The sequence below is a fragment of the Agrobacterium sp. rho-13.3 genome (assembly GCF_033957765.2).
In the GTDB taxonomy this organism is placed as follows: Bacteria; Pseudomonadota; Alphaproteobacteria; order Rhizobiales; family Rhizobiaceae; genus Agrobacterium.
The window spans coordinates 638,928-655,674 of the sequence record NZ_CP192774.1; the positions used below are offsets into that span (position 1 = coordinate 638,928).

Below are 16,747 nucleotides of genomic sequence, written 5' to 3' on the forward strand. Positions count from 1 at the left end.
ATGGCACGTCTGCGTCTTCTGTTCGGCTCGACGGCGGTGCGCCTTTCGGCGCTGTATATTCTGCTTTTTGCGCTGTGCGCGGCGTTTCTCGTTTTCTATGTCACGGCTCTTTCCGAGCGGCTGCTGAACCAGCAGACGCGCGATGCCGTGCAGCAGGAGGTGAACGATGTTCAGCGCATTTACAATCGCGGCGGCATAAACCCGTTGCTGCGGATGATGGAGCGCCGCGCCCGCCAACCGGGCGCAAGCCTTTATGTGATTGCCGGGCCGAACGGTGAAATTCTGGCGGGCAATGTGGCCTCCGTCCAGCCGGGTGTTCTGGACAATGAAGGCTGGACCGAGTTCCCCTTCGGTTATGAACGTTATTCCGAAAGCGGCGACAGCGTAAAACATCTGGCGACCGCCAATATTTTTGTTCTGGACAATGGCCTGCGCCTGCTGATTGGCCGAGACCTTGGCGAACCGACGAAATTTCGCCTGCTGGTGCGCAATGCGCTGATGGTGGCGCTGGCCATTATGGGCAGCGGCGCCGTTGTGATCTGGTTCGCGATTGGCCGCAATGCGTTGAAACGTATTGATCGCATGTCCGCCGCGACCAAGAAGATCATGGCGGGCGACTTGTCCCAGCGTTTGCCGCAGGGGCGATCCGGTGACGAGTTCGACCGGCTTTCAGGCTCCTTGAACGCCATGCTGGGACGCATCGAAAAGCTGAACGAAGGCTTGCGGCAGGTTTCCGACAACATTGCGCATGATCTGAAAACACCGCTGACCCGCCTGCGCAACAAGGCCGCAGAAGCGCTGGAAGACCGGGACGAGAAGAAGCGGCGGGCGGCATTGGAGGGCATCATCGCCGAGTCGGACCAGTTGATCCGCACATTCAATGCGTTGCTGATGATTTCTCGCGTCGAGGCAGGGTCGATTGCTGCCGAGATGAGCGACGTGGATGTGTCCGCGATTGCTGAGGACAGCGCGGAGCTTTACGAGCCGGTGGCGGACGAAGAGGGTTTGGCGCTGACGGCTGACATCGCGCCGGGGTTGATCGTGCAGGGCAACCGCGAACTGATCGGTCAGGCGCTGACCAACCTCATCGATAATGCCATCAAATATGCCGGTGGGCATGTGGGTAAGAAGACACTCCTGGTGCGGCTGGAAGCGCAGGAAGACGGTATCGTGCTGTCTGTCGCGGACAATGGCCCCGGCGTTCCCGCCGAAAAGCGCGGCGAGGTGACGAAACGGTTCGTGCGGCTGGACGAAAGCCGCTCCAAGCCCGGCACGGGTCTCGGCCTTTCACTGGTGGAGGCGGTGATGGAACTGCATGGCGGTTCGCTCAGGCTTTCCGACACCGATCCCGGCAATGCCGAGGCACCCGGCCTGACTGTTTCGATGGTTTTTCCTGTTTCCACACCGTAAGGTCGTACCCAAAAACAATGAAGCCGATTCCGTGAGGGGTGGCATTCTGCGTGCAAGGGAGAGAGACATTGACACAAGCCGGGGAAAAAACGGCGACCGTTGAAAGACGGCTCGATGAGGTGCAGCCGGGCGTTATCCGCGCTTATACGCAAGCGGAACTGAAATCCGTTCTCTCTACCCTGAAAGACATCGGCAAAAACGAGCCTGCGGTTGCGGAACTCCTAGCGAGCGAAGAGCCGCTCAAGGATTTTATCGCTTACGCATTGACGCTGTCTCCCTATCTGCGCGATGCAGCCGTGGCCGATGAGGGGTTGCTGACGCTTGCCATGTCGGGTGGGCTGGAAACGACGCTTGGACGTCTGGTGGAGGACGCTCGCACCTGCTGGAAGCCGAATGACGATGGTGCTGTTCCCTCCGAAGCTGAGGTGATGACGCGGCTGCGGGTTGCCAAAAGACGGCTTTCCTTCATCGCTGCATTGGCCGATCTGGCGCGGATATTCACGGCGCGCGACACGACACGATGGTTGAGCGATATGGCCGATGCCAGCCTTGCTGCGGCGATCGACCACCTGCTTCTGGCCAACCACCATAGTGGCAAGTTGAAGCTGACGAATCTTGAAGCACCGAGTGAAGGCTCTGGCCTGCTGGTGCTGGGCATGGGCAAGCTGGGCGCGCAGGAACTCAATTATTCGTCCGATATCGATGCGGTGGTGTTCTTCGAACCAACGGCGGGCATCGTGCCTGATCCGCTGGACGCGTTGGAAACCTTTGGCCGGATGATGCGCCGCCTCATCCGCATCATGCAGGAGCGCACAGCGGATGGCTATGTGTTTCGAACTGACTTGCGGCTGCGGCCCGACCCCGGCTCAACGCCGCTGGCCATTCCGGTGGAGGCCGCACTGACCTATTACGAAGGCAGAGGCCAGAACTGGGAGCGGGCGGCCTATATCAAGGCGCGGCCTGTCGCCGGAGATATCAAGGCGGGTGAGAATTTTCTGCGCGAACTTACGCCGTTCGTGTTTCGCAAATATCTGGATTATGCGGCGATTGCCGATATTCATTCGATCAAACGGCAAATCCACGCTCATAAGGGCCATGGCGCGATTGCGGTGAAGGGGCATAACGTCAAGCTTGGTCGCGGCGGCATACGCGAGATCGAGTTCTTCGCGCAGACGCAGCAACTGATTGCGGGCGGGCGCATGGCACCGTTGCGGGTGCGCTCCACGCAACAAGCCTTGTCGGCGCTGACCGAAGCGAAATGGATCGATGCCGAAACGCGCGATAGTCTCACGGATGCATACTGGTTTTTGCGTGAGGTTGAGCATCGCATTCAGATGGTGCGCGACGAGCAGACGCATATTCTCCCCGATACGGAAACAGAGCTGAAGCGCATTGCCTTCATGCTGGGTTTTGCGGACACCAAGGCGTTTTCCGAACAGCTGGAAAGTGTTTTGCGGCTGGTGGAGCGCAAATATTCCGCGCTGTTCGAGCAGGAAACGAAACTTTCAGGCGAAAGCGGCAATCTGGTTTTTACCGGCCAGAAGGACGATCCCGATACGCTGAAAACACTGGCACGGCTGGGGTTTGAACGCCCGGAAGATATGTCTAGGGTTATTCGCACATGGCACAATGGGCGATATCGCGCCACGCAATCCGTGGAGGCACGCGAGAGGCTGACGGAGTTGACGCCGGATTTGCTCAAGGCTTTCGGTGAGAGCAAACGGGCCGATGAGGCGCTGTTGCGGTTCGATAATTTCCTGTCTGGTCTGCCAGCGGGCATCCAGCTTTTCTCGTTGCTGGGCAACAATCCGGCGCTGCTGTCTCTGCTGGTGACGATCATGTCATCCGCGCCGCGACTGGCGGAAATCATTGCTGCACGTCCGCATGTGTTCGACGGCATGTTGGACCCGGGGTTGATGACGGACATTCCGACCCGCGACTACCTTTCACAACGCATGGATGGCTTTGTTTCACCAGCAAGGCACTATGAAGACATTCTCGACAGACTGCGGATTTTTGCTGCCGAACAGCGATTTCTGATCGGGGTGCGGTTGTTGACAGGCGCGATTTCCGGTGAGGTGGCGGCGCGGGCGTTCACGCACCTTGCCGATCTGGTGATCGAGGCATCGCTGAATGCGGTGCTGGCCGAAATGGACGTTGCGCATGGCAAGTACCCCGGCGGGCGCGTGGCCGTTATGGGCATGGGCAAGCTCGGCAGCTTTGAACTGACGGCTGGCTCTGATGTCGATTTGATCCTGCTTTATGATTACGACGATGCGGTGGAGGAGTCGGATGGGGCCAAGCCGCTGGATGCGGTGCGCTATTTCACCCGTGTGACGCAGCGGTTGATTTCCGCCCTTTCCGCGCCAACTGCGGAGGGTGTGCTTTACGAAGTCGACATGCGCCTGCGCCCTTCCGGCAACAAAGGGCCGGTGGCAACGCGTATTTCGACATTCGAGAAATATCAGCGCGAAGAGGCGTGGACGTGGGAGCATCTGGCGCTCTCGCGTGCGCGGTTGATCTGCGGCGATCCCTCGCTGATGGCGGATGCGAAGGGTATTATTGCCTCCGTGTTATCGCAAAAACGAGACGTGGCAAAAATCGCAGCGGACGTTCAGGACATGCGCAACCTGATCGGCAAAGAAAAGCCGCCCGCCAATATCTGGGATTTCAAGCTCATTCCCGGTGGTCTGGTCGATCTGGAGTTTATCGCGCAATATCTGACGCTTGTTGCGCCTTCCAGGGGCTTGCCTCCGCATGTGGCGGGCGAGAGCACATCCGACGTTTTGAAGCGCGTGGCATCCGGCACGATGGAGAGCCAAGCCTATGACGAGTGTATGGCGGCGATGCACCTCTTCACCGAGTTGTCCCAGATCATCCGGCTGTGCATCGACAGCGATTTCGAGCCGAAGGAAGCACCGGCGGGGCTGAATGATCTTGTGTGCCGCGCGGGAGATTGCCCGGATATCGGCACGCTTGAGGGTGAGGTAAAGCGCTTGTCAAAAACTGTGCGAAAGGCGTTTACGTCGGTTGTGGGTGGCAAGGACTAAATTATAGGATGTACCCGACGCAAGACTATGGAGCAGCGCATGATTGGGTACACAATGGTCGGGACGACCGATCTGGAACGGGCGGTGTCGTTCTACGACCCGATCTTCGAGGTGATGGGGCTGAAACAATGCTTCAAGGATGAGCAGGTCGCGTTCTGGGGAGACAAGGCCGACGTCGTCGCGCCACGTTTTGCGACCGGTTATCCTTTTGATGGCGCAAAGGCGAGTGTCGGCAACGGCACGATGACCGCTTTCGTGATCGACGGTTCGGACAAGATCGACAGGCTATTTGAGATCGCCATATCCAAAGGCGGTGCGGACGAAGGTGTGCCGGGTCTGCGTCCTGATTATGGTGACGGTTTTTATGCGGCCTATGTGCGCGACCCGGATGGCAACAAGATTGCGTTTGTCTGTTACGATGTGACCAAGACGGCTTCGTGAGGGTCTCAAGTTTAGCCTTGCCGGAAGAGAGCAAGCTTCCTTTCAGCTTCATGGGCCAGATGTGGTTTCTGCCGAATTGCGCCCGCATGTGGGATGATAAGGGTGACGACGGTGCCTTTGCCCTCGCAGGAGCGGATTTTCATGGTGCCGCCGTGGAGCTTGACCAGTGAGCGGGAGATGGCAAGGCCGAGACCGGAGCCGCCTTGGCTTTTGGCGTATTGGCTTTGAACCTGCTCGAAAGGCTGGCCGATTTTTTTGATGGCGGTGGAGGGGATACCGATGCCGGTGTCGGCAATGGTCAGCATCAGACCGCCCTGGTGGATATGGGTGCGAAGCTCGACACGGCCACCGTTACCGGTGAATTTCACGGCGTTGGACAGCAGGTTGAGCATGATCTGTTTCATGGCGCGGCGGTCGCCGGTCATGTGCATGTCTTTGCAAACGCGCTGCTGGATGGAGATGTTTTTCTGCGCGGCCTGTATGGCGGTGAGGCGAAGGGTTTCTTCGACCAGCGGGGCCAGATCGACCTTCTCCTGATTGATGCGCATGTGTCCGGCTTCGATCTTCGACATATCGAGGATATCGTTGATGACGTGTAACAGGTGCTTGCCGCTATCGTGGATATCGCGGGCATATTCGCTGTATTTGGGCGAGCCGACCGGGCCGAACATTTCCGCCAGCAGGATTTCAGAAAAACCGAGGATGGCATTGAGCGGCGTGCGCAACTCATGGCTCATATTGGCGAGGAATTCCGACTTCGCCGTGTTGGCGGCCTCGGCGCGGTCTTTCTCGGCCTGATAATTGGCGTTGGCGTCGGAAAGCTCGGTCTTCTGACGCTCCAGCTTGTGGCGGGAGGCGGACAGGTCGCCAATGGTTGCCATCAGACGTTTTTCGGAATCGCGCAGGCGCTCTTCATGGCGTTTGAGAAGGGTGATGTTGGTGCCGACCGACACCAGACCGCCATCACGGGTGCGGCGTTCGTTGATTTGCAGCCAGCGCGCATCGGCAAGCTGGACTTCTGTGGTGCGGGACAGGCCGGACTGGTCCGGGTCGGCCACACGGCGCTCCACCACCGGCTTACAAGCGGCGGCATTGACGACGGAACGTTCCGTGCCAGCCACAAGCGCGCTGTCCGGCAGGCCGTAGGCTTGCTGGAAATGGGCGTTGCACATGACCAGACGATCGTTCTTGTCCCACAACACGAAGGCTTCCGATGTGCTTTCAATGGCGTCCGCAAGGCGCTGGTCGGCCTCGGCATAACGCTGGGCAAGACGGTGCTGCTCGGTCACGTCCATGGCAATGCCGATGACTCGTGGGCCATTGGTGGTGTGGATGACCTGTGCGCGGGCGCGCAGCCATACATAGTGTCCGTGGGCGTGGCGCATACGGAAAATCTGGTCGATCTGGCGAAGATCACCACAGCCGACAGAACGGGCGATTTCGTAAAGATTGCCATCTTCGGAGTGCATCATGCGGGCAGCATCGCTGAAGGTCAGCGGTTCGGTTCTGGGCGGTAGGCCGAGAATTTCGTAGAGCGATGTGGACCAGAACATGCGGCGGGTGGAGAGATCGAAATCCCAAAGGCCGCAGCGTCCGCGAGACAGGGCGGTTTCAACACGCAGGTTGGATTCCAGGAAGATGTCGTCTGCCGTGCGAGCGCGCTTAACCTGCATGTAATAGGCATAAAGAATGACGAGAAGAATGGCGGAAATGCCGGTGAACAAAGTCACATTCATGGCGACTTCGCTGCGCCAGAAGGAGCGGATCGGTTCCAGCGAACGGGCGGCGATAATCATGCCGCCATCGGTGCCAAGAGGCAGCATGGTCGCGTAATGCGGCGTGCCTTCGATATCGGTTTCGATGGTGCCGGGCGCGCCGGGAAAACGGCGCACGATGGCGATTTCCGGCAGGAGATTGGTGAGCGATGCGCCGAGATAGCCGGAGGCTTTTGCGCCTATGCCGCCAAATACCCGGCCATCCGTGCCCGCAACGAGAAGAAGAACATCTTCATCCAGACTGCCAGCGGGGAATGATGCGCCGAGGCGTTTTTCGATTGCCGCACCGTCCTGCATGGCAAAGAGCGCTTCGCCGCCGGTAAGTGATGCCTTTGCAGCCAGAGCCGAGAGAGCGGTTGTCTGCCGGGCGGCTTCATCCATACGACCATATTCGGAGACGATGCCCAACATGCGCGATGCAGCAACGACCACAAGAAAGGCGAGGATCAATACGGGGATCAAGCGCTTGAGCAGCGTTTCCACATGAGGCAATTGGAAGCCAGCAGTCGGGCGACCGGCATAAGCCATAAGGTTCCCGGAAAGCCTCTCTCCCCATGCAGCCATGTCACAGAATTTGGCATACGGGCGCTCATCGCCCGCAGTCGCCCGCCGCACGTCAGTCATTGTCCCGCCCTGATGTCCCTCTTAATTCGAAGCGCCGCCGCTCGAATCTGACACCAGTGAATCAAAGCTGATTCGGCTTGTCCAGAGCTTAAGGTTAAAAGAGTTTTAACCCCTTGAACCGACTCCTTATTTTTTTGGGATAAGGCTGGATTTTTTTGGGACAGGGCTGGCGACCACGGTTTTGGTCGCCAGGCTGACGTAACGTCAGGCTTTCAACATGCGTTCGACGATGTCGCGGACGTCTGTGGAAAGGGCAGGCGCTCGCTCGATTATGGTCAAGGCAGCGCGGGCTTTCTCGGCGCGAACCGGTTCCAGCGAACGCCATGAGCGCATGGAGGTGAGGATGCGCGCCGCCAATTGCGGGTTGCGTTTGTCGATCGCAATGATCTGTTCCGCAAGGAAGCTGTAGGCTTCGCCATCGGCGCGGTTGAAGCCTGTCGGGTTTCCAAAGGCGAACGTGCCGATGAGCGAGCGAACACGGTTCGGATTGGTGGCGATGAAGTGCTTGGAACCTGTCAGCGCCTTGATGCGCGCAAGCGCACCTTCACCGGGAATGGCCGCCTGAATAGACAGCCACTTGTCTAGCACCAGCGCGTTGTCCGCAAAGCGGCTTTCGAAGGTTGCCAGTGCATCCGCCGTTTCCGGCGCATCGGGGAAGCGCTGCGTCAGAATGCTGAGCGCGTGCGCCAGATCCGTCATGTTGGTGGCCGCGACGAATGCCGCAGAGGCGCGCTCCGGTGTTTCTTCCACAAACGACAGATAGCCCATGGCAATGTTGCGCAGCGACCGGCGACCGGCACTGGTCGCGTCTGGCGAGTAAGCACCCTTGTCTTCGGAAGCCGCAAACAATGTTTTGAACGTATCGATACCAGCCGTGGCAATGGCCGCCATGGCGGCGTTGCGGGCCTTATGGATGGCTTCCGGATCGTTGTTGCTGCCGATTTCGCGCGCAACATCGGACTCGCTTGGTAGGGCAAGTGCCTGAGCGCGGAATGCGGGTTCCAGAGTGTTATCGCCTGCGATTTCGATGAGCGCGGCCACGAAAGCCGGATCGAACTCCACGGCAGTACCTTCGCGCACCGCGTGCGTTGCCTTGACGAGATTTGGCATGGCCAAAGTCGTCAATGCCTGCCAGCGGGAGAACATATCCGTTTCATGACGGGCAATCAGCACCAGATCATCGGAAGACTGTTCCAGATGAAGGTTGATGGGCGCGGAGAAGCTGCGGTTGAGCGACAATGCCGGGCGGGACGAGACACCAGAAAAAATGAAGGTCTGGCTGCGTTCCGTCAGATGCAGAACGCCATCCCTATAGTCGCCGCCTTCCACCTTCGACGGTTCGGCAATCTGGCCGTTGTCGAGGATCAGCGCGGTGGACAGCGGAATGTGCAGGGCTTCCTTCTTGCTCTGGCCGGGGGTGGCCGGAACGGTCTGTTCCAGCGAGAGCGTGAAGGTGGCACTGGCCGCATCATAGGACGCCGAAGCGCTGACGAGAGGCGTGCCAGCCTGAATATACCAGCGGAAGAATTGCGTGAGATCGCGACCGCTTGCTTCCTCGAAGCACTTGACGAAATCCTCAACGGTGGAGGCATCGCCGTCATGGCGCTCAAAATAGAGGTCCATGCCCTTGCGGAAATCGTCGGCGCCCAGAATGGTTGCGATCATGCCGGTGATTTCGGCACCCTTCTCATACACGGTCGTCGTATAGAAGTTGTTGATTTCGCGATATTTATCAGGACGTGGCGGATGCGCCAGCGGGCCACCATCTTCCGGGAACTGTTCCGATTTGAGGTGGCGCACGTCTGCGATGCGCTTGACCGAACGGGAGCGCATATCGGAGGAAAACTCCTGATCGCGGTAAACCGTCAGGCCTTCTTTCAGGCAAAGCTGGAACCAGTCGCGGCAGGTGATGCGGTTGCCCGTCCAGTTGTGGAAATATTCATGCGCGATGATGCGCTCGATATTGGCATAATCGGCATCGGTTGCGGTTTCAGGATCGGCCAGAACATATTTGTCGTTGAAGACGTTGAGGCCCTTGTTCTCCATCGCGCCCATGTTGAAATCGGACACGGCGACGATCATGAAAATATCCAGATCGTACTCGCGACCGAAGCGCTCCTCATCCCATTTCATGGAGCGTTTCAGCGCATCCATGGCGTAAGCGGCACGTGGCTCTTTGCCGTGCTCGACATAAATCTTCAGAGCGACGTCGCGACCCGATACGGTGGTGAAGGTGTCTTCGACCAAGCCGAGATCGCCCGCGACCAGCGCAAAGAGATAGCTTGGTTTTGGATGTGGATCGAACCATGCGGCGAAGTGACGGCCTTCATCATAATTGCCGCCGCCGAGGAAATTGCCGTTGGACAGGAGGAAGGTGTTGCCTTCCTTCGCAGCTATTATGGTGATGGTATAGGGCGCCAAAACGTCCGGGCGGTCCGGGAAATAGGTGATGCGGCGGAAGCCTTCGGCCTCGCACTGGGTGCAATAGACGCCGTTGGTGCGGTAAAGGCCCATCAACTGGGTGTTGGTTTGCGGATTGATGTAGTTCGTCACGCAAATTTCGAACGGAATTTCTTCCGGCAGGTCGCGGATGGTCAGACTATCCGGGGTCGCATCATACTGCGCCGCAGGGATGTCGATCTGATCCAGCAACAGGCCGGAAAGCGTCAACTCGTCACCATCCAGAACCAGTGGGGCCGATTTATCAGCGCCTTCGCGCCGATGAAAAATCAGTCGCGCTTCGACCTTGGTATTTTCAGGATCGAGTTCGAAAGTGAGGTCAACTCGTTCGAGAACGAAATTGGTAGGGCGATAATCCGCCAGGTGAACGATCTGGCCCGTGTCTGTTCGCATGACTATTCCTGAATGAACCTTGTCTGCCACAATTCAGGTTTCATGCCACATGTTACCTGAAGCTAAAAATCGAATTAGGGTCACGTTCATGTGAGATTCGCAAGACATTCTGTCCTGCGTTTTGGTATCAAACGAGGGTTTCAATGAGGATCAAAGAATGTGTCTCGAATTCAGACATCATTTCATTAAATGTTGAACGATTACTGAAATTATAGCCGGTAAGAAATTATATTACGACAAAACGTTCGATTGGTTAGCAATTTTACTAAATTATAACATCGCGCGACTGCCCATATACGCCTGAGCGCATAATTCGGTGCTAGGATTTTTGCCATGCATCCATGCAGTTTTTGATGGAAGTCTCCTCGCTATCCGGGCTAAGCTCGATTCTCTAACAATGCCGTGCGTCAGAGCACGTCGCCGGTTGAGAGTTCCTTTTCGTATGAGTGCCGCCGCCTATAACCCCATTCGGGGGATAAGCTTCAAGCTGATATCCGTTGCGTTTTTTCTGGTCATGCAGACCTGCATCAAGGCGGCAGGGCCGAATGTGCCCGCCGGAGAAATCAGCTTTTTTCGCTCCACCTTCGCCATCATCCCGATCATTATCTATCTGGCATGGCTGCGGAGCCTGCCCAGGGCATTCCACACACAGAACCTGGCCGGGCATTTCAAGCGTGGCTTTCTTGGTGTTCTGTCGATGATCTGCGGCTTCTACGGGCTGACGCTGCTGCCATTGCCGGAGTTCATTGCCATCGGTTACGCGTCTCCGTTGATGGCGGTGATGTTTGCGGCGCTGTTGCTGGGCGAGGCCGTGCGTATCTATCGCTGGTCGGCGGTGCTTGTCGGCATGACGGGCGTTATCATCATCCTTTGGCCCAAACTGACATTGTTGCAGGAGGGCGGCTTTGCGGCGGGCGAGGGGATTGGCGCGCTTGCGGTTCTTTTCGGGGCGGTGCTGGGCGGCCTTGCCATGGTGCAGGTGCGCCAGCTGGTGGTAACGGAAAAGACGGCCACGATCGTTCTTTATTTTTCGCTGACGGGCAGTTTCCTGTCGGCGCTCAGCCTGCCGTTTTATTGGGAATGGCTGGACATGAAGCAGACGATATTGCTGATTTCCAGCGGTATTGCTGGCGGCATCGCGCAGATTTTGCTGACAGAGAGCTATCGGCACGCGGAAGTTTCAACCATCGCGCCCTTCGAATACAGCTCGATCCTGTTCGGGATCGGCGTTTCCTACATTCTTTTCGGCGATATACCCACGGTGACGATGCTGGTCGGGACTGCAATTGTCATCTTGGCAGGTATCTTCATTATCTTTCGTGAGCACCAGCTTGGACTGGCGCGCAAGGCAGCCAGAAAAGCCTCCACGCCGCAGGGTTGAAATATCCGACTTTGCCGCATGAAGGCTCACCTGTTGTCGGGTGTTGAAAACCTTTGTTTTTTAACAAAGTTTTATTCAATTTTCGCACGAACGTGTTATTCACGTTGGCTGTGGTAAGGGTAAAGTTCTGGGTGGCGGATCGTGTTTGGGGTAAGACGCGGAATGCCTGATTGCGCCCGGCTGTTCATTGTGAACCGCTGTGATACGCGACAGGAAAATGATGGTGCGGCAGTCAGCCGCCGCAAATTTGCAAATTCTATTCTGTTCGTAGTGCAGGATCGGCCATGACATATTCCCATGCCGAACTTATTGCAAATCCCGGCCTTTTGGGTGCCGTGCGGGGTCTCGCACGTCGTTTGCGCGCGACGTACAACGACAATCCACGGATCGCACGGCTGTTATCTGCCCACCAAAAGTGGCTTTTGACGCAGGCTGGCATGGCGCTGAATCTTGAGGCTGGGCCACGCGGTTTCACCGTGGCGCAGTTTCGCGAACTTGTAACGCTCAACGGCGTTGCCAGCCGCAACACGGTTCAGAACTATCTCGATCAGCTGGAAATCTACCGCTACGTGGAGAAGGTCGGAGCAGCTTCCGTGCGGCCACGGCGCTACCGGGCGACGGCGATCAGCGAGCAAACCATGCTGATGTGGTTGATCGCCAATCTGGCCGCGCTCGACGCTCTGGACGACGGATCAAGAGCCGCAGAAATGATGGCGCGCCCGCAACTCATGGCGCTGGTGCAGCCGCGTGCGGCGCGTGCCTGCCTTGCCGACAAGGATTGGGTGGAGCCGCCGGCGCGCGTCGGGGCGTTCCTCTGGACGGAAGCTGGCGCTTTGGTGATGGACGAATTCATCAGCCGCATTGACGATGCCCACAGCCAATCCGACCGTATCGACATCGGTTTTGTCGATGCGCGGGCCTTGGCCGCAGATTTCATGATGTCCCGCACCCATTTGCAAAGGCTGCTGAACAAGGCGGCGGAGCAGGGCAGCATGGGCTGGCACGATGACAGCCTGCGCAGCGGCATGTGGTTTTCCCGTGACTTTCTGGATGAATACCGCACCTGGCAGGCCATCAAGTTCAAATATGTGAATGATGCTTTTCTCTGGGCGAAAGAACAGGCTGACGATGCGGCGTTTGCCGACGTGTCGGAAACATCCTGATATAGTGCGGCACGCCTAGGCAATCTCCTGCGCGACTTCCCAGACATGTCCCGATGGATCGGCAAAGGCGGCTGTGCGCCGTCCCCAAGGGCGATCTATAGGGCCGTTGAGGATGGTCGCGCCGCGTTTGGTGAGTTCCGTGCAGACCGCATCGACATTCTCGACTTTGATCGTCAGTAACATTCGTGTTCCGCTGCCGGACGCGGCAACCGCCAAGGGTGTCACGAGTTCCGGTGCCTCGCTGGCTTGAAGCAGATTGATGAGGGTGCCCGAGAATTTGAGAACGGCGGAGACGTCATCCTGATAAATGATCTGTGGGCGAAAGACGTTTTCGTAGAATTGCCTTGCCGCGCCGATGTCATCGACGAACAGCGTGACGACTTCAATCTCATTTGAAAACATGGCGCACTCCCAAAAAAGCCGGCGCTATTTCCTGTTGGACTGCTTCCTTTGATCAGGCGTCTTCCCTGCATATGGCGATACCATAAGGCGGAATTCTTTTCAGACGCAAGAAAAACAACCCATGGATGACTTTTTTTGGAGTCGTCCAAAAGTTGCATTGACTCGTGGGTGCAATTTGAAATGATTGCAATTGTAAATTGCACCTGAAGGGATATCTCACGTGAGTGAAATTATTGATATTGAAATCGTCGTAGACGTTAACAACCTCATTGCCAACACGTCGAATCCGAGCAAGGATCCGAAAAATCCGACATGGGTGGGGCATAATTATGCCTATATGATTGCCGCCAATCAGTATGTCAAAAGCGGTCAGGCAACAGGCGACCTCAGCATTTCCGCCGATGTTGGCGACACCATTCGCTGGCGCGTGGTGTCCCAATCAGGCAACACCAGCTATTCGGCCAATATCACCAATATTACCTATCTCAGCGGCACCAAAATCACCGCAGATACCGAAGGTAAACTCATTCAACCACAAACGCCCGTTCCAGGAACGGTGCCGGGCACCATTGCGCTTCCTCCTTCGGGCAGCAATGCTTATATAGCAACGCAGCAGTATGATTTTTATGTACAGGCGGATGTCGTAACGGGCGGACAGGAGAATTACAGCGTTCTCTTTGAAGTGCTGTACTACCATGGCGGGAGCCTGAGCGTCATCGGTTACTTCGCCTGGGATCCGGCACTCACCGCTTCATGATCAGCGCGGTTTTTCTGAGCAGGGAATAAACACGTCTTGGACCTGCCTGTTTGATTGGTTAAACAGGCAGGTCTGAACGCCTGCTGCGTGCAGCCACGGCATTCGCCTGAAAGACGATTCCGATTTTCGGGCAGGTTTTGTCAGTGATGGCTTGAAACGCAAAAGCGCCTCTTCATAGGAAAGGCGCTGCAAAGCGTCGGATTGTAAAACCTTCCAGTGTTAACCGGAGGGCTGATCCATCTTAGCGTTCACGGAAATCCGCGAAGACCGCTGAAGGACGGGTCGTACGAACCTGCTGAGAAGACGCGCGAGCGGTCAGCTGTTCGTTCGTTACACCGAAACGGTGATATCCCTGACTGGAGCGTGGGCCGAGGCCCGCCAGGCGGAGAGTTTCGAAGCCGGAGTGAACCGGACGGAAGCGAGTGGTCATTGCCTTGGTTCCTTAAACCTATTCCTCCCAAGACAAGGCGACTTATTGCAGTGCAGCAGGGATTCGGCAAGAAACGCAAATGCGCCGCTGTTATGCGCCATTTGCATGGCTTTCTTCATAAATGATTCACATTGATCAAAAAGGAAGCATTCACAGTTTTTGGATAAGCGCCTGAAACGCCAATAAGTCCTGCCATGCCAATGGTTTACTGGCCGGAGCATTCAAAAGTTCCTGCGGATGCAGGGTTGCGATTGCCGGCACGATGCCGGGTCCGGCTGCGACATCACGCCACTGTCCGCGCAGTGTATGAATGGTGCCTGTGGCGCCAAAGAAAAAACGGGCGGTGAAGTTGCCCAAAAGCAACAGTGCTTTTGGCTCCGCCAGCGCGACCTGCCGTTCGATGAACGGGCGGCAGATTTCCATTTCCGGGCCAGATGGCGGGCGATTGCCGGGCGGACGCCATGGCACGACATTGGTGAGCAGCAGGTTGGCGCGGTTGAGCCCGATGGCTGCCAGCATACGGCCCAGCAGAAGGCCGGTTTTGCCCATGAAGGGCTGGCCTTCGCGGTCATCATCCGCATCCGGCATCGGGCCGATGACCATGATACCGGAGGAGGGGTCACCCTCTGCAAAGATGGTCGTGCGGGCGCTGTTTTTCAGATTACAGCCGTTGAAGCTTTCCAGCGCGGTTTTGAGTTCCGGCAGCGAACGGGCGGTTTCTGCTGCAAAACGAGCCGCCGCGATGGCCTGCTCATCCGGCATCGCCACGTTGGTCTGAATGGCCGGTGCTGCTATCGCGGCGCTGCGTGACGGCGTTGCCGTGCTACCCGGCGTTGCCGGGCTACCACGGCGGGCGGCGTCGTTTTGTGTGTGTTGCTGTTGAGGCTGCGCCTCTCTCTGAACGGGGCGGCCTTGGCGGGTTGCCGCAAACTCCGCGAAACGATCGATAGACGTGTCTTCCAGCAGCCAGTCCACGCCCGCATCCGCATGAAAATGCAGAAGCGCCGCCAGTTCTGCGGAGGTAAGGTCTTGTGCCGAGATCATGGGCTTAGAACTACCCCATGTCCCGGCTGCATGAAACCCCGTAAATTACGCTGTCCAGCGCTGAATATCACCGCTTTCGCCGATCATGGCGAGACCGTGGGCGATGGAGAGCAACTCGCCGCCGCTTTCGATCTTGTCGGCATCAAAACGGCGGGTAAACAGCTGGCGCACCGCAGGCACGAAAGATGTGCCGCCCGTCAGGAACACCTTGTCGATGGCCTCAGGTGCGGTCTGGGTCTTTTCCAGAACCTCATCCAGAGCGCCTTCGATCTTGGCCAGATCGTCCACGATCCAATTGTCGAAATCAGAGCGCTTGACTGTCTTGCGACCAGCGCTGCCCAAAGGCGCGAAGTTGAACTCCGCTTCCTCGTTGGAAGACAGGGCCATCTTGGTGGCGGAAATGGCCTGATAGAGCGGATAGCCCTCATCATGATCGACAAGATCGATGAACATTTCCAGCTTTTCCGGCTCCAGCGCAGAGCGCACCAGCGACTTCAGATCGGAAAATTCCTTGGAGGTCTTGAAGATGGACAGCTGGTTCCAGCGTCCGAAATTCACGTAATAACCGCCGGGAACATCCAGAACCTTATCGAAGCTCTTGAACTTGCTGCCCTTTCCGATTTCGGGCGACACCAGATTGTCGATCATGCGGAAGTCGAAGTGATCGCCTGCCACGCCCACGCCGGAATGGCCGATGGGGGTGGCGGAAAGCTTGCCGGCATGGGTCTCAAAACGGATCAAGGAATAGTCGGTGGTGCCGCCGCCAAAGTCTGCGACGAGCACGTTGGCGTCCTTCTTCAAGCTCTGGGCGAAGTAATAGGCGGCTGCGACCGGCTCATAAACATAGTGGATTTCCGGGAAACCGGCGCGGGTCAGTGCTTCATTATAACGGGCTATCGCCAGGTCTTCATCCGGGTTGCCACCGGCGAAACGCACCGGGCGACCGGCAATGACGGTAGACACATCCTGCGGCCACTCATCGCCCGCATAGGTCCTCAGCTTGCGCAGGAAGACCTCCATCAAATCCTCAAAGCTCTGGCGCTTGGCAAACACCAGCGTCCCTTGGAACAGGGATGACGCGGCAAAGGTTTTTATGGATTGCAGGAAGCGACAATCACCGGGATTATCGATGAACTGGCGGATGGCGGCATGGCCTGCTTCCACCTGAAGGGCGGCGGCACCAAACGTGCCTGTTTTCATGAAGGACAGCGCGGTCCGCATACTGTCCGTCGTGCCCGCGCTGCTGGTGAAGCGCATGGAATGGCTGGTGTTGCCCGTGTCGGACAGTGCCATGACCGTGTTGGTCGTGCCGAAATCAAGGCCGAGTGTTCTTGCCATAGCGCGTGGTCCTTAGCGTCGAAATAAATTGTGCCGGAGGCCAGACGGCAACCGGGCATGAGATGAGACACTAAAAAGC

12 protein-coding genes are annotated in these 16,747 nt (G+C 57.3%); 6 read left to right on the forward strand and 6 right to left on the reverse strand.

All coding sequences use genetic code 11. The features are described 5' to 3' along the window. The 3 genes from RMR16_RS03175 (at nucleotide 1) to RMR16_RS03185 (ending at nucleotide 4,901) form a co-directional block, all read left to right on the forward strand. Nucleotides 1-1,410 carry a sensor histidine kinase gene (locus RMR16_RS03175; protein WP_320199281.1) on the forward strand — a complete coding sequence of 470 codons (1,410 nt, stop codon included), beginning with the start codon at nucleotides 1-3 and terminating at the stop codon, nucleotides 1,408-1,410. Between the two features lie 119 nt (nucleotides 1,411-1,529). Next, nucleotides 1,530-4,460: a bifunctional [glutamine synthetase] adenylyltransferase/[glutamine synthetase]-adenylyl-L-tyrosine phosphorylase gene (locus RMR16_RS03180; protein WP_413785978.1), complete on the forward strand. Its 2,931-nt coding sequence runs from the start codon at nucleotides 1,530-1,532 to the stop codon at nucleotides 4,458-4,460. A gap of 39 nt (nucleotides 4,461-4,499) precedes the next feature. Beyond that, the gene (locus RMR16_RS03185) at nucleotides 4,500-4,901 is read left to right on the forward strand and encodes a VOC family protein (protein WP_320199283.1); all 402 of its coding nucleotides are present in this window, start codon (nucleotides 4,500-4,502) and stop codon (nucleotides 4,899-4,901) included. Between the two features lie 11 nt (nucleotides 4,902-4,912). Here the strand turns inward: RMR16_RS03185 and RMR16_RS03190 are convergent, their stop codons facing one another. Together RMR16_RS03190 and pepN are read right to left on the reverse strand one after the other, a co-directional pair. Continuing rightward, nucleotides 4,913-7,300 carry a PAS domain-containing sensor histidine kinase gene (locus RMR16_RS03190; RefSeq protein ID WP_320199284.1) on the reverse strand — a complete coding sequence of 796 codons (2,388 nt, stop codon included), beginning with the start codon at nucleotides 7,298-7,300 and terminating at the stop codon, nucleotides 4,913-4,915. Between the two features lie 204 nt (nucleotides 7,301-7,504). Further along, nucleotides 7,505-10,153, reverse strand: coding sequence for an aminopeptidase N (gene pepN, locus RMR16_RS03195; RefSeq protein ID WP_320199285.1), 2,649 nt, complete (start codon nucleotides 10,151-10,153; stop codon nucleotides 7,505-7,507). 442 nt (nucleotides 10,154-10,595) lie between these two features. Between pepN and RMR16_RS03200 the strand changes: the two genes are divergently transcribed. Then, nucleotides 10,596-11,534 (forward strand): DMT family transporter, encoded by a 939-nt coding sequence (locus RMR16_RS03200; RefSeq protein WP_320199286.1) that lies wholly within the window; start codon nucleotides 10,596-10,598, stop codon nucleotides 11,532-11,534. A 284-nt stretch (nucleotides 11,535-11,818) separates the two neighbouring features. Further along, nucleotides 11,819-12,697 carry a hypothetical protein gene (locus tag RMR16_RS03205; protein WP_320199287.1) on the forward strand — a complete coding sequence of 293 codons (879 nt, stop codon included), beginning with the start codon at nucleotides 11,819-11,821 and terminating at the stop codon, nucleotides 12,695-12,697. 15 nt (nucleotides 12,698-12,712) lie between these two features. Here the strand turns inward: RMR16_RS03205 and RMR16_RS03210 are convergent, their stop codons facing one another. Further along, nucleotides 12,713-13,099, reverse strand: a complete 387-nt coding sequence (locus RMR16_RS03210; protein WP_320199288.1) for a VOC family protein — start codon at nucleotides 13,097-13,099, stop codon at nucleotides 12,713-12,715. Nucleotides 13,100-13,319: 220 nt separating this feature from the next. On the opposite strand from RMR16_RS03210, the gene RMR16_RS03215 reads away from it, so the two are divergent. Next, entirely contained in the window at nucleotides 13,320-13,856 is a 537-nt protein-coding gene (locus tag RMR16_RS03215; RefSeq protein WP_320199289.1) for an AidA/PixA family protein, read from the forward strand. Between the two features lie 241 nt (nucleotides 13,857-14,097). Here RMR16_RS03215 and RMR16_RS03220 read toward each other — a convergent pair whose 3' ends face one another. From RMR16_RS03220 to RMR16_RS03230, 3 genes are all read right to left on the reverse strand, one after another. Beyond that, nucleotides 14,098-14,286, reverse strand: coding sequence for a hypothetical protein (locus RMR16_RS03220; RefSeq protein WP_320199290.1), 189 nt, complete (start codon nucleotides 14,284-14,286; stop codon nucleotides 14,098-14,100). 150 nt (nucleotides 14,287-14,436) lie between these two features. Then, nucleotides 14,437-15,330: a uracil-DNA glycosylase gene (locus tag RMR16_RS03225; protein ID WP_320199291.1), complete on the reverse strand. Its 894-nt coding sequence runs from the start codon at nucleotides 15,328-15,330 to the stop codon at nucleotides 14,437-14,439. Nucleotides 15,331-15,375: 45 nt separating this feature from the next. Beyond that, the gene (locus RMR16_RS03230) at nucleotides 15,376-16,668 is read right to left on the reverse strand and encodes an Hsp70 family protein (RefSeq protein ID WP_320199292.1); all 1,293 of its coding nucleotides are present in this window, start codon (nucleotides 16,666-16,668) and stop codon (nucleotides 15,376-15,378) included. Nucleotides 16,669-16,747: the final 79 nt, after the last annotated feature.

What these genes read in the sequence shown, in the direction of transcription:
- RMR16_RS03175 (WP_320199281.1), top strand. Translation starts at nt 1, where the DNA reads ATGGCACGTCTGCGTCTTCTGTTCGGCTCGACGGCGGTGCGCCTTTCG.
- RMR16_RS03185 (WP_320199283.1), top strand. Translation starts at nt 4,500, where the DNA reads ATGATTGGGTACACAATGGTCGGGACGACCGATCTGGAACGGGCGGTG.
- RMR16_RS03190 (WP_320199284.1), bottom strand. Translation starts at nt 7,300, where the DNA reads ATGACTGACGTGCGGCGGGCGACTGCGGGCGATGAGCGCCCGTATGCC.
- pepN (WP_320199285.1), bottom strand. Translation starts at nt 10,153, where the DNA reads ATGCGAACAGACACGGGCCAGATCGTTCACCTGGCGGATTATCGCCCT.
- RMR16_RS03200 (WP_320199286.1), top strand. Translation starts at nt 10,596, where the DNA reads ATGAGTGCCGCCGCCTATAACCCCATTCGGGGGATAAGCTTCAAGCTG.
- RMR16_RS03205 (WP_320199287.1), top strand. Translation starts at nt 11,819, where the DNA reads ATGACATATTCCCATGCCGAACTTATTGCAAATCCCGGCCTTTTGGGT.
- RMR16_RS03210 (WP_320199288.1), bottom strand. Translation starts at nt 13,099, where the DNA reads ATGTTTTCAAATGAGATTGAAGTCGTCACGCTGTTCGTCGATGACATC.
- RMR16_RS03220 (WP_320199290.1), bottom strand. Translation starts at nt 14,286, where the DNA reads ATGACCACTCGCTTCCGTCCGGTTCACTCCGGCTTCGAAACTCTCCGC.
- RMR16_RS03225 (WP_320199291.1), bottom strand. Translation starts at nt 15,330, where the DNA reads ATGATCTCGGCACAAGACCTTACCTCCGCAGAACTGGCGGCGCTTCTG.
- RMR16_RS03230 (WP_320199292.1), bottom strand. Translation starts at nt 16,668, where the DNA reads ATGGCAAGAACACTCGGCCTTGATTTCGGCACGACCAACACGGTCATG.